Source organism: Hymenobacter sp. J193 (assembly GCF_024700075.1).
GTDB lineage: Bacteria > Bacteroidota > Bacteroidia > Cytophagales > Hymenobacteraceae > Hymenobacter.
Window position 1 is genome coordinate 2,212,653 of sequence record NZ_JAJONE010000001.1, and the last position, 13,571, is coordinate 2,226,223.

Here is a 13,571-nt window from a genome sequence, read left to right on the forward strand (position 1 = left end):
TTTAAACACTTTAGCTACGGGCAACAACTTTCGCAAACGCCCTTCCATAGTTTACTCAACAGGAAGGAAAAACGCTGGAGCTTCGGTAGATTTGCTAAGTACGGATAGTACTCTGCCGGGTGCTTTAGCTATTGCTCTTTTCTATTCACTCCTATCCTACTACGCCTCTATGCTTACCCCCGAACAACGCGCCCGCCAGATTATTGACGACCAGCTCCAGGCTGCTGGCTGGCACATCTTTGACAGCGGTAAGCAGAACTTCAGCGCTGGCCCTGGCGTCGCCATTCGGGAGTTCCAGACCAGCACTGGCCCGGCCGACTATGCTCTGTTCGTGGACCGCAAGCTGGTGGGCATTATCGAGGCAAAGCCCGAGGGCACTTCCCTCACGGCCGTAGCCGAGCAGACGGTGCGCTACCTGACTAGCACGACCAAGTTTGTGCAGCGGGCCGCCGACCAGCTGCCCTTCGGCTACGAGGCCAACGGCGACGAGGTGCGCTTCTGCGATTGGCGCGACCCTTTGCCCCGCTCACGCAACGTGTTCAGCTTCCACCGGCCCGAAACCCTGCGCGCCTGGCTGGCCGACGGCGATACAACTCTGCGCCACCGCCTCCAGGGCCTGCCGGTACTGGCTACCACCGGCCTGCGCGACTGCCAGGTGGAAGCCATCCGCAACCTGGAAGAGTCGTTTAAGCACGACCGGCCCCGGGCCCTGATTCAAATGGCCACCGGCTCGGGCAAGACGTTTACGGCCGTGTCGTTCATTTACCGCCTCATCAAGTTTGCCGGGGCCAAGCGCATCCTGTTTCTGGTGGACCGCGGCAACCTGGGCCGGCAGACGCTCACCGAGTTTCAGCAGTACGTGACGCCCGACGATGGCCGCAAGTTTACCGACCTCTACAACGTCCAGAACCTGACCTCCAACCGCCTCGACTCGGTCAGTAAGGTCACCATCACAACCATTCAGCGCCTGTACTCCATGCTGCGGGGCGAGGCCGAGTTTGAGGCCGGCAACGAGGAAGAGTCGAGTTTCGAGTCGGCTGCGGCCCTGGCCATGGTGCGGCCCAAGGAAGTGGCGTATAACCCGGCCATTCCGCCCGAGACCTACGACTTCGTGGTGATTGACGAGTGCCACCGCTCCATCTACAACGTCTGGCAGCAGGTGCTGGAGTACTTCGACGCCCACCTCATCGGCCTCACGGCCACGCCGGCCAAGCAGACCTTCGGCTTTTTCAACCGCAACTTGGTGATGGAATACAGCCACGAGCGGGCCGTGGTAGATGGCGTGAACGTAGGTTCGGATATCTACCTGCTCAGCACCGTAGTGTCGCAGCAGGGGGCCACAGTGGAAAAGGGCCTGCCGGTGCAGCACGTGGAGCGCCTCACACGCAAGAAGCGCTGGGAAGCCCTCGACGACGACCTGCCCTACGCCGCCACCCAGCTCGACCGCTCCGTGACGAACCCGAACCAGATCAGGACCGTCATCCGCGAGTTTCGCGACGTGCTGTTTACCCGCCTGTTCCCGGGCCGGAGCATCGTGCCCAAAACCTTGATTTTTGCCAAGAGCGACGACCACGCCGACCGTATCGTGGACATCGTGCGCGAGGAATTTGGCAAGGGCAACGACTTCTGCAAGAAGATAACCTACGGCACCACCGGCGAGAAGGCCGACGACCTCATCAAGCGCTTCCGCAACTCTTTCGAACCCCGCGTGGCCGTCACGGTCGACATGATTTCGACCGGCACCGATATCCGGCCCCTGGAGTGCCTGCTGTTTATGCGCGACGTGCGCAGCCGCGTGTACTTCGACCAGATGAAGGGCCGCGGCACCCGCATCATCAGCACCACGGACCTGCAAAACGTGACGGAGGACGCCCCGGCCAAAACCCACTTCGTACTGGTAGATGCCGTGGGCGTGACGCATTCCGAGAAAAAGGATGCCGCCACCACCGAGCGGATCAAGGGCCTCAGCTTTAAGGACCTGCTCAAGGCCGTGTCGTTGGGCAACACCGAGCCCGAGCACCTAGCCAGCCTGGCCAAGCGCCTGGCCCGCCTGCACCAGCAGCTCAAGCCCGCCGAGCAGGCCCTGGTCAGCCAGCAGGCCCACGGCGCCACCGTGCAGGAGCTGGCCGGCCGCCTCTACGATGCTGTGGACCCGGTGAAGGTGGAGGAGGTAGCCACCCAGCTGGCCGCCGCGGCCGGGGAGCCCACCTTCACCCTGGGGCCCGAAGGCGAGGAAATTCCGGTGGAGCCCGCCCCCGAGTACTTCCGTAAGGCCGAAGAGCAGCTCACCACGGCCGCCGTTGCGCCCTTCGACAGCCCCGAGCTGCGCAGCATCCTGGAAAAGCTCCACGCCCAGAAAGACCTCGTCATCGACCACCTCAGCCCCGACGAAGTGCTGGTGTCGGAGTTTGGGGAGCGGTTCTCGCCCGAGCAAGCCGCCGCGAAGCTGGCCCAGCAGCAGGTCGACAAGTTCCGCGCCTTTATTGAGGCGCACAATGCCGAAATCCTGGCCTTGCAGGTGCTGCACAACCAACCCTGGCGCCGCCGCGAGCTGACGTATCGCCAAATCCGGGACCTGGCCGAGGCCCTGAAGCTGGAAAGCCCCGACCTGACGCCCGCCCACCTCTGGGACGCCTACGAGCGGCTCGACAAGGCCCGGGTGCGCAGCAGTGCCAGCAGCACCGGCAGCAAAAACCTGCTTACCAACCTCATCAACCTGGTGCAGTTTGCCCTGGAGCGCACCGATGTGCTGGAGCCCTTTGCCCTGACCGTGGAGCAGCGCTACCAGCAGTGGCTGCACCAGCAGCAGCTGGCGGGCCGCCTGTTCACGGAGCCCCAGCGCCAGTGGCTCGATATGATGAAGGACCACATTGCCACCTCCCTCACCGTGGAAGCCGAGGATTTCGGCTACGCCCCCTTCGAGGACCACGGCGGCTTCGGCCGTGCCCGCGCCCTGTTCGGCGACGAGCTGCTCCCTGTGGTGAAAGAATTAAACGAAGTACTCGCCGCGTAATCGGCTGAATCAATAGAATGCAGGAAAATCAGGAATTGCCGAAAGGCTGGATTGAAGTTGAAATTGGCAAAATAGCTGATGTCTTAGGAGGTAAAAGACTCCCTGCTGGACATGACTACGTTTCTGAAAAAACGTCACACCCTTATCTAAGAGTAAAGGACTTTGATAACGGTTCAATTAATCAATCCGATTTAAAGTATATCTCTCCATCAACAGCGGCTCTGATCAGCAGATATACTATTACAGCAGACGACGTTTATATATCAATTGCTGGCAGTATCGGGTTTACAGGTATAATTCCGCCTCAGCTAAATGGAGCAAATCTGACTGAGAATGCAGCTAAAATTTCTAATCTAGTAGGTGCTGAGCCAAGTTATGTTCATTACTTTTTCCAAAGCTCTCTAGGGCAAAACCAAGTTAAGGATAGCACCGCTTCGACTACTCAGCCTAAGCTGGCACTATTTAGAATTCAAAAAATATCCATTCCCCTGGCTCCCCTCCCCGAGCAGCGCCGTATCGTGGCAAAGCTGGAGGAGCTGTTCAGCCGCTTGGATGCGGGCGTGGCTACCCTGCGCCAGACCCAGGCCCAACTGAAACGCTACCGCCAATCGGTGCTGCACGCGGCCGTGACGGGGGAGCTGACCCGCGCCTGGCGCGCCGCCCACTCCGAGCCCGCCGAATCAGGTGCGGCCCTGTTGCAGCGCATCCGCGCGGAGCGCCGGGCGCAGTGGGAAGCCGCCCAGCTCGCCAAGCGCGGCGGTCAGCTCCCGCTCGGCGACACCTGGAAAAAGAAATACGAGGAGCCCGCCGCCCCTGATACTTCGGAGCTGCCGGAGTTGCCGCAGGGGTGGGTGCGGGCGACGTTCAGCCAACTTGGATCTTGGAAAGGTGGTGGCACTCCAAGTAAAAGCAATCCATCATTCTGGACAAATGGTGATGTACTTTGGGTATCACCCAAGGATATGAAGTCTTGGCGTTTAAATGATTCTGAGGACAAAATCACAGAAGAAGCAATAGAAGGTTCTACCGCTAAGCTTATTGATGCTCCTTCATTATTGTTTGTGGTGCGCAGCGGCATTTTACGACGGATTCTACCTGTTGCTATACTTGAAACTGCTGGTACTGTAAACCAGGATATTAAAGCTTTAACCCCCTTTGTTCCTGAACTAACCGACTACTTACTATATGTTGTACAGTGCCTGAATAATGACATCAGGACTTCGTGCATGAAAGGTGGTACAACAGTCGAAAGTATCGAAGTGGGTCAGCTTCAAGAATATGCTGTCCCACTTCCCTCCATGGAGGAACAAGCGCAAATAATTCAAGAAGTAGAAAGTCGCCTCTCAGTCCTCGATAAACTAGAACTCACGCTAAAAGCCGAGCTAATCCGCGCCGAGCGGCTGCGCCAGAGCATTCTGCACCGCGCCTTTACCGGCCGGCTCGTGCCCCAGCATGCCGCCGATGAGCCCGCCGCCGCGTTGCTGGCCCGCCTGCAAGATACGCCAGCCGCCCAGCCCGCCGCCAAAGCCAAGCGCGGGCGCAAGGCCAGGGAGTCGGAACAAACGACCTTAGACTTGTAAACGGGCCGCTGCGATGGACGAGACACACGTGTACGAGAAGAAAAGCTACCGCAAGGCATTTGGGGCCAGTCCCGATTTGAACGACCTCGCCAAAACCTGCGTGTGCCTGGCCAACGCCCAGGGTGGAAGCCTGCTCCTGGGCATCGAAGACAAGGAAGAGGAGCCGCCCCGCGGGCAGCAGCTAAGCCAGCGCGAGGTAAATGAGCTAGTGAAAAAGCTCAGTAGCCGGGCCGTAAACGTCAGCCTCGGTGCCCCCGAGCTGCTGACCGCGCCGAACGGCGGGCAGTACCTGCGCCTGCCTGTGCAGCCCTCTTTGCACGTGGTAGCTACCACCTCCGATGGCCGCACCTACGCCCGCCTCAGCGACCAATGCCAGCCCGTAACCGGCGAAGACCTACACCGGCTCGTGTACGAAAAAACGGGGCTACAATGGGAAATCCGAGTGATTCCCGACGTGCGGCTGGCCGATTTATCGGCGCGGGAAACGCGGTTCTTCGTGGAGCGGGTGCGCACAGCTGCCAAAGCCAGTCCGTTTGTGCTAGCCAAATCCGACGCCGAGCTGCTGGAGTACTACCACCTGGTAACGCCCGCCGGCCAGGTCACGCACCTGGGGGTGCTGTGGCTGGGCACCCCTGCGCAGCGCGCCCGCCTCAGCTACGGCCTTATGGTGCAGTATGTGGTGTATGACGAGCAGGAGCAGAAGGTGCGCAAGGAAACCTGGCTCGACCACCGCCTCAACCCCGCCCAGCTCCTCGATGAGCTGCTGGCCCAGGCCGTAGAGCTACGCTATTACCACGAAATACCCGCCGGGGCCACACGCCGGCAGGTGCGCCACTACCCCGAGGCGGTACTGCGCGAGCTGCTGGCCAACGCCTTTGCCCACCGCCTCTACACCACCGCCACTGATGTATTTGTGGGCGTGTACCCCAACCGGCTGGAAATTACCAGCCCGGGTGGGCTGCCGCTGGGGGTGACGCCCACTACCATTCTGCACGAGCGGATGCGGCGCAATCCGCACCTCACGGCCACGTTCCAGGCCACGGGCCTGATGGAAGGAGAAGGCTCCGGCTATGACCTGATTTACGAGCAGCTCAGCCGCGAAGCCAAGCCCCTTCCTGTTCTTGATGACAGTGGCACCTCGCTGCGCGTTACTGTCAAATCACAACTGCCCGACGCCGACACCCTGCGCCTGCTCGACTACCTGGCAGGCCACTACGCATTCCAGCAGAAAGAAATCATTGTGCTTGGCCTGATAGCCCAGCGCCGACGCCTGAGCGCGACAGAGCTAACCCAGGCCCTGCAGCTGCGCCAGGAAGAGCGCACCCGCACCTGGTTGGGCCGGTTGGTGGAGTGGGGAATTGTGCAGACGCAGGGCGTGAAGAAGGGCACCGACTATGTGCTCAACCCGGAAGTATTTGCCGCCGCCAACCTCCAAGTGAAACCGACCCTGAAAACCATTGAGCCGCACCGGCTCCGGGCGCTGCTGGAAGAAGACCTGCGTGCGTATCCCAACAGCTCGCTGGCAGAAATTCACCAGCGTTTAGGGGAGGAGTTAGCGCCACATTTGCTCCGCCGACAACTATTACTAATGACGCGTGACAACCTCGTTGAACCCAGCGGTGGAAATCGAAACCGGCGCTATTCCCTGGTGGCTAAAAAAAAATAACTAGTCAATAACCCTTGACATAATCCCCTTAAACAAGCTGTCAAAGCTAATTTTCATGTTCAACAATGTTCAACAATGTTCAACAATGTTCAACAATGTTCAACAATCAGAAATAATCTCATGAACATCCAGGCTTCCCAACTCGTCCAGCGCGTCTGGAACTACGCCACCGTGCTGCGCGACGACGGCGTGGGCTACGGCGACTACGTCGAGCAAATCACCTTCCTGCTTTTCCTCAAGATGGCCGACGAGCAGGCCGGCTCCCCCAACGCTCCTACGGTGCCGGCCGATAAGGACTGGGCCTCCCTTCGTAACCTCGAAGGCGACGCCCTGGAGGTGCAGTACCGCCACCTGCTCACCGACCTGGGCAAAGAGAAGGGTATGCTGGGCGTCATCTTCAAGAAGGCCCAGAACAAGATTCAGAACCCGGCCCGCCTGCGCCACCTCATTGCCCTCATCGACAAGGAAAACTGGTCGGGCATGTCGTTCGACGTGAAGGGCGAGATTTACGAGGGCCTGCTCCAGAAAAACGCCGAAGACGTAAAGGGCGGCGCGGGCCAGTACTTCACCCCCCGCCCCCTCATTCAGGCCATGGTGGATGTGGTAGCCCCCCGCCCCGGCCAAACCATCTGCGACCCCGCCTGCGGCACCGCCGGCTTCCTGCTCGTGGCCCGCGACTACCTCGTGCACCACTACGAGAGTGAAATGGACCGGGACCAGAAGCGCGCCCTGCGCCACGACACCTTCTACGGCTTCGACATCGTGGACTCCGTAGTGCGCCTGGCGGCCATGAACCTGTACCTGCACGGCGTGGGCGGCCTCGAAAGCCCCGTCCGCAACCAGGACTCTCTGGCCTCAGACTCCGGCGAGCGGTTCGACATTATTCTGGCCAACCCGCCCTTCGGCAAGAAGAGCAGTATCACGGTGATGAGCGAGGAAGGCCAGACCTCCCGGGACGCCCTCAGCTACGAGCGCACCGACTTCGTGGCCACCACCTCCAACAAGCAGCTCAACTTCCTCCAGCACATCTACACCATCCTCAAAGTGAACGGCACCGGGGCCGTGGTGCTGCCCGACAACGTGCTGTTCGAGGGCGGGGCCGGCGAAACCATCCGCCGCAAGCTGCTTAAGGACTGCGACGTGCACACCCTGCTGCGCCTGCCCACTGGTATCTTTTACGCCCAGGGCGTGAAGGCCAACGTGCTGTTCTTTACCAAGAAAACCGGCGGCGAAACCGCCCGGACCAGCAAGCTCTGGGTGTACGACCTGCGCACCAACCAGCACTTCACCCTCAAAACCAACCCCCTCAGCCGTCAGCACCTCGACGACTTCGTGCAGTGCTACGGCCAGCCCGGCGAAATCAGCAAGCGGGTCGAAACCGAACGGTTCAAGTCCTTCACCTACGACGAGCTGCTGGCCCGCGACAAGGTGAACCTGGACATCTTCTGGCTCAAAGACGAAACCCTGGAAGACAGCGCCTCCCTCCCCGCCCCCGATGTGCTGGCCCAGGAAATCCTGGAAAACCTGCAGGCCGCGCTATCCCAGTTCAGCTCCATAGCGGAGGAATTGGAAGCGGAGTAGGCCCAATACTTCTTAGGGGCAGAATTAGATGCTTTGCTCAACAAGGGCGGTTAGGTATACTTAGCCGCCCTTTTGTATTTGAATGTAGTTGAGCAGGATGTTAGCTTAATTCTCGACCGGAAAATTTCCGCTTGAGAAAACGTCGAAGGGAATTTTTCCGGTCGAGAAATTCTGGACGGGCTTAAAACCGGTTGATATGTCCTGGACCGGTTTTAAGCCCGTCGATACGTTCTGGACCGGCTTAAAGCCGGTCGACATATAGACGCCTATAAGAAAGCTATTGGCCGGACTATATTCTGTTTTGCGCAGATGTCTGTTAGATTAATCTAAGCCTGCTATGTGTGATAGCACACTACCTTTCGTTTAGACATAAGCTTAGAGCGCCGCCCAGCCCATACTTCAGTCTACTATAGCACACTGCATTTCCCTGTTCTTTCATCAAGGCTTCGCCTGGTAAGGGTTCTGTGTGTGATATCTTACATACTAGGGTGTACCATGTATCCTATAGCCCTGCTTCCATCTCATTACATGAGTGGAAAACATACCCACTTTTGAGCTAACACGGCATCACATCTATTTCCTGTATCAATAACAAGGTCTGCTGAAATACAGCTTCAAAAGGATGCGGTGGCCGCCGGCTTTGCGAGCCTGTTTGCAACTTTTTTAGCTCACAAAGCCTCTTGGCATTCCAACCTACTGATTTACTCTTTCGGAGGTAGTCAGTCAGGTCTAAATCATCCCCAGCAACAAGCAGGTCACATTGCCGGGAAGTTAAGCCCGTAAAGTCCTTCGGTTCCCGGCGTTTGCAAAGCTTCCAATGAGAGGCGAGAATGTTGCAGAAATGCAGGAGTACTTCGGGATCAGCTAGGTCTGCCAGGGTTAGCAGAGCTAGCTTCAGCGGCCGCAGCAGGGCTCTGATCCGATGAAACCGCACTTCAAAGCGCAGCAGCTCACTATTCTTGAGAATGGGGATGACTTTCCGATGATAGGCTGCTTTATCATATAGCTTGATTTTATAATCCGCATGTTTCGCATAGAAGAGCAACGGGCCGGGAGCATCGTCGGGTGGTTCTTTAGGCCAGAAGCGTTTGTGTTTGTGCGTAAGAAGGCTTTCCAGAAACGGTCCCGGAGAACTTGGAACTCTTAAGTTGACGCCTATTTCTATTTTGTACACCTGCAAACTCTCCGCTGGCAGCGCTAGATCATTTGCTAGCTGCTCACAGGCGGCCTTCACCTCCGTGAAGGTAAAAAGACCGCAATTGTGCCCTTGCGCAAAACTATGCAAGGAGCCTTTTACCCGGCCCCGGCCCTGCTGCCACCATAAATCAATTTGTAGGCCCCGGTACCGGTATTGCGACTCCCCCATCTCCGTTCGCCTAATGAGAGCTTCCTGAAAAGCTGGGCGTTCATGCACCCACTGGTCAACACATGTGGAACCCGGGGAAAAGGTAAAGTATAGGTAGACTTCATCAATCATACAGAAGAAGGAAATTCCCCCAATTCGACTAAGTAGAGCGCACATCTGGTTGAACCGTATAGGCACACGAAGGCGCGCTCCCGATAGGGGAGGATGTGATGACCAGTAAGAAAAAATGGGTTTAGAGCGTACGAAGGCTCTGAAGCGCCCCTCGTGCCTGTTTGCACGAGGACACAGGGTATTCAAGTGGGACAGCCGCTGGTTTCGCCCATACCTAGGCTGACCAGCACTACCGAAGGGAGCTAAATAGTCGGCTTGCGGGATGCTCCCTTGAAATGATCAGAAGGCAGCAATTGCTATCCGCTGGTGGTACTACCTGGCCATGGCGCGCCGACCTTCTTCTAACCAGGCGACTAACTCGGCCCGATTGAAGTACAGTTTATTGCCTCGTTTGCTGTGTGGAATAGCGCGTGCGGAAACCAGCGCATAAATGCGCGGCTTGCTTAGTCGCGTAACTTCCTGGGCTAAGGCAATGCCGCCTACTTCCGCAGCGGTGGGATGAGCACTGCGCAGATGTTGCAGGGCTTCCAGGGTCAACGCCTCTAGGTTGTTTAACCGGGCATTGATGGTTTCAAAGGGATTATGCATGGCTATCGTCGTTTGTAGTTGACGGTAGCAAAGGTGGTGCTGCGCTATACGGTGAGTGTAGGTTAACCTAGGTTCACTTTTTTTCCACGAAGAATAAATACCTCATTCTCAGCAGCTTTTTTTTGATTACCTGAGAGATAGGGAATAACTGTTTCGATATCATTTATCAGGTGTTTAGTCTGGCGTCCGTCTACACGAATTCTTTCGGATATAGTCTTAAGTCTACTGTAATGCTTCAATACAAGGGCGCCGCTTTTCAAGCCAGCTTGCTCCGCTAGACGTCGTGCAGTAACTAAACTTTCTAGCTTAGGCCTCTCCTGGTAGATATATAGCAGCGCTACTTGTCTGAGTGACAATCCACGGAGATTATCAGTATCCTGGCCTTTTTGACTTATCAAGGTGTTCGAATGGTCTGTCGGGGCCTCGTTAAGGCGTTGTTCTCTCTCGCGAAGCTCGACTATGCCTGCGTTGAGTCTGCTGATTTTTTCCTCTACCTCGTCTGAGGATTCGCCTTTCTTCAGCTCATATATCCGCTCCTGCAGTATTCCCGCCAAATAGCGCACATCCTGGGTATTGAAAGACACTGCCCCGAAATGATTTTCCATCTCGTAAGTGAACAGGTAAATAGACTTATCCACCCTCTCACCTATACGGTACAGGGGAGTGGTTTCTATTTTCTCTTGCCAAGTCGCAGCATGATGTGGGTGGTATATGATAAATGCCCCACGATGCTTCTCCTGTAGCGCTACTGCTTCCAAAAAGGCATCTCTGCGCCCTTCGTTCTCAGGCTTGTCGAATGCCTGTTGGCTGAAGTGTTCTTTGTATTTGGCTTGCACATATTTCTCAAACTCTTCTCCCTGGGGGCATCCGGGCTCAAAAGGTCCCGGCTTTATCTGGAGCACATCCATTATAGCCCTGTTCCGCGCAAGTTTTAGCGCTCTACTTACTTTCACGGCAACTCCAGGATTCTCCCTCATGGATACAAGCTCTTCTTATCCTCACGCATCGATGGTGGTGACATCGATATTATCCGCTTACAGGTGAATAGGTAGCTTTTTAGGAATTAGAGCAATTGCTCATATGCAGCATCAATAGTTTCGGATGCAAATGAGCCCAAGTAGATAGCTGTTACTGCTTCTGACTTATGCCCCATAGCCTCACTTATAACTCCGGTAGCCACGCCGCTCTGTTTTAAACTAGTCGCAAATGAATGACGGGCTACGTAGGTAGTAAGTGGCGTTGCAATACCCGCCAACTCTCCTAATTCCTTCAGGTCCTTGTTAACCTGACCTAATACCTTATGTAGCCTGTTCTTGATCTGTGTTGGGCTAATATGTTTATAAGGATCTAGCACAGGAAACACGTAGCTAGCCGGCGTAGCATAGGTGAAGGGCCTGTAAGCGGCTACGATGGCAGCCGCCGGAGCTAGTAACCGCAAAGAGAATTTACCCCCTGTCTTCTGGCGGACGTAGTGCAAGCGTTCAGGATAGCCGGTACCAGCAGAGGTTCCACTTAAATCGCGCCATCGCAGTTGCGCTAAGTCGACAAAGTTGATACCTCCTCCATAGAAGGAGAATAGAAAAACATCCTTAGCTAGTTGCTGCCGCTCGTTGGTCGGCTGTAGGGCTTCTAAGATGCGTAGCTCGTCGCGGGAAACGGCGCGTTTTGCCGTGCTGACATTGAACTTACCTACTTGAAACTTGTGCTTTTCAGCAACCGTGCGAGCGAACGGGTAGTGCTCAGTTTTCGCTACACCGGCCGCTATGGCCTTGTTCAAAACGGCCCGTAACGTACGAAACCGTTGCGAGAGGGTAATTTCTTCCACCCCAGTTGCGCGCAACGCCGCCTCCCATTTGTTGCAGAAAGAAACCGACACCTTATCGAAGGCAACATCTCCCCCTGCCTCAGGGTAAGCTTCGCCTAGGAACTTTGCAAGCTGGTTTCTTAAGTCCCTGTATATAGTTGCATTGCCCACTTGCCCGCCAGCCTTCATGGCATCGCTCAGCTCTGTACAGTAAGCTAGCAGCTTAATGCGGCGGGTGGCCTTCCTTCCTTCAATAGCCTTGGCAGCAACCGCCGGAGCATCATGCTGTTCATCATCGGCAGCCAAACTCTTCGCCGCTTTCTCGTATTTAGTTTGCCACTCCTGGAGCTTGGTCAACAGCTCTTCCCGCTCAGGTTCAGGGTAGTTTTTGCGTACCTCTCGCTTCGCCTCGTTCCAATACTTCGGATGCAAGCTTAAACCAGTAGCCAGATACTTCAGCTTACGGTTTTTTCGTGATGCGCACCATGAAAGGGTGCGAGCCATCCGCCAGGGTTTTATACGTGTAGTAGACTACCTTCACCGTAGCCCGGCCTTCTTTGTGTTCCGTAGTCTTTGCCATCGTGTTTAAACCAGCAGCGGTTTAAACGCTGGTTTAAACAAATATAGTAAAACAACCGATAGCGCCAGTAAGCAGCAATAGATGAAAACCTCTTTAAAGCACTTTAAAAGCACTTTTGATAAACCACGGAAAAGCCTAATAGCACACTACCCGATGCCTTACAAGCAGAGGGTCACTGGTTCGAACCCAGTATCTCCCACCATAGTAAAAGCCCCTTAGCAGCCTTGCTAAGGGGCTTTTACTTTTTGCAGATTTTCCGTCTTATCCTCTTTGGTATTATCTGCGGCCCGTTTATCAAATATTTCCCAGAGGATTACCCAACCGGAAGCCCGGAAATCGTTCTAATCAGCTGCTTTCCAAGCAAAAACCTATATTCAAGCTCGTTCATTCGGCTTTTATGGTTTTACGCTTCCAGCAACCGGCGCTGCCCCTTCAGCCCTTCGTACAGCATTATATGCTGCTGCACGCGCACTACGACGTGGCCAATGGCCCAACGGTGAAACCGATGCCGCCGGCACCTCAGCACTGCCTGTATTTTTATCCGCGCGAAGAGATGCGCACGTTCCACTACGGCCAGCAACAGGAGATTCGCTCCCCCCGGAGCATTGTGTCCGGGCCGCAAGTGTCGCGGGTAGATTTGCGGTTTCCGGCCAACCAGCTTGGTCGTGTGTGTGGCCTTCTGGCCGGGCGGACTGCACCGACTGCTGGATGTGCCGGTGCAGGAACTGTTTGATTTCTCGGTGGACAGCCGGATGCTGCTTGGGCCGGAAGTCACGGAGATTGATGCCCGACTCACGGAAGCCACTGACTATGGCTTCATGCTGAACGTGGTAGAAACTTACCTGCTACGGCGCCTGCGGGCCCTGCGGCGGCCGGTCAGGCCCATCGACAGGCTACTGCCGGAGTTGGTGACGGGGCAGCCGCTCACGGTGGATGAGCAGGCTTCCCTGGCTTGTCTGAGTCCCCGGCAGTACGAGCGCAGCTTTCGGGAGCGAGTAGGCATGTCACCGAAGCTTTACGCGCGCATTGTGCGCTTCGACCGGGCGTTTCGCCTTAAGGAGCAGCTGCCTAAGCTCGATTGGCTGACCGTGGCCATTCGTACGGGCTACTTTGACTACCGCCACCTGATGCGTGACTTCCAGGCCTTTGCCGGCGTCACGCCCCCACGGCTGCTGGCGGCGGAAGCCTCGTATCAGGTGGCTCAGCAGCAGGCGCAGGATGTCGGGTTTTTACTACCAGTTGGGCGCTCAGCGGGTGTAGGTTTGCCTTGAACCTACACCCC

9 protein-coding genes are annotated in these 13,571 nt (G+C 56.3%); 5 read left to right on the forward strand and 4 right to left on the reverse strand.

Annotation, left to right across the window (positions count from 1 at the left end; all coding sequences use genetic code 11):
- Positions 1–169: 169 nt before the first annotated feature.
- From LRS06_RS09590 to LRS06_RS09605, 4 genes are all read left to right on the forward strand, one after another.
- Entirely contained in the window at positions 170–3,013 is a 2,844-nt protein-coding gene (locus tag LRS06_RS09590) for a DEAD/DEAH box helicase family protein (protein WP_257871289.1), read from the forward strand.
- A 17-nt stretch (positions 3,014–3,030) separates the two neighbouring features.
- A complete protein-coding gene (locus LRS06_RS09595) occupies positions 3,031–4,593 on the forward strand; it encodes a restriction endonuclease subunit S (RefSeq protein WP_257871290.1) in 1,563 nt (520 codons plus the stop codon).
- Between the two features lie 13 nt (positions 4,594–4,606).
- Positions 4,607–6,259: an ATP-binding protein gene (locus LRS06_RS09600; RefSeq protein WP_257871291.1), complete on the forward strand. Its 1,653-nt coding sequence runs from the start codon at positions 4,607–4,609 to the stop codon at positions 6,257–6,259.
- Between the two features lie 120 nt (positions 6,260–6,379).
- Entirely contained in the window at positions 6,380–7,840 is a 1,461-nt protein-coding gene (locus tag LRS06_RS09605; protein WP_257871292.1) for a class I SAM-dependent DNA methyltransferase, read from the forward strand.
- Positions 7,841–8,396: 556 nt separating this feature from the next.
- Here the strand turns inward: LRS06_RS09605 and LRS06_RS09610 are convergent.
- The 4 genes from LRS06_RS09610 to LRS06_RS09625 all read right to left on the reverse strand — a co-directional run bounded on the left by LRS06_RS09610 (position 8,397) and on the right by LRS06_RS09625 (position 12,213).
- Positions 8,397–9,317 carry a hypothetical protein gene (locus LRS06_RS09610; protein ID WP_257871293.1) on the reverse strand — a complete coding sequence of 307 codons (921 nt, stop codon included), beginning with the start codon at positions 9,315–9,317 and terminating at the stop codon, positions 8,397–8,399.
- Between the two features lie 312 nt (positions 9,318–9,629).
- Complete coding sequence (locus LRS06_RS09615) at positions 9,630–9,905, reverse strand: helix-turn-helix domain-containing protein (RefSeq protein WP_257871294.1); 276 nt, start codon at positions 9,903–9,905, stop codon at positions 9,630–9,632.
- Between the two features lie 62 nt (positions 9,906–9,967).
- Entirely contained in the window at positions 9,968–10,882 is a 915-nt protein-coding gene (locus tag LRS06_RS09620; RefSeq protein WP_257871295.1) for a hypothetical protein, read from the reverse strand.
- Positions 10,883–10,968: 86 nt separating this feature from the next.
- Complete coding sequence (locus LRS06_RS09625) at positions 10,969–12,213, reverse strand: site-specific integrase (protein ID WP_257871296.1); 1,245 nt, start codon at positions 12,211–12,213, stop codon at positions 10,969–10,971.
- A gap of 747 nt (positions 12,214–12,960) precedes the next feature.
- Here LRS06_RS09625 and LRS06_RS09630 point away from each other — a divergent pair.
- Entirely contained in the window at positions 12,961–13,560 is a 600-nt protein-coding gene (locus LRS06_RS09630) for a helix-turn-helix domain-containing protein (protein WP_257871297.1), read from the forward strand.
- Positions 13,561–13,571 lie beyond the last annotated feature (11 nt).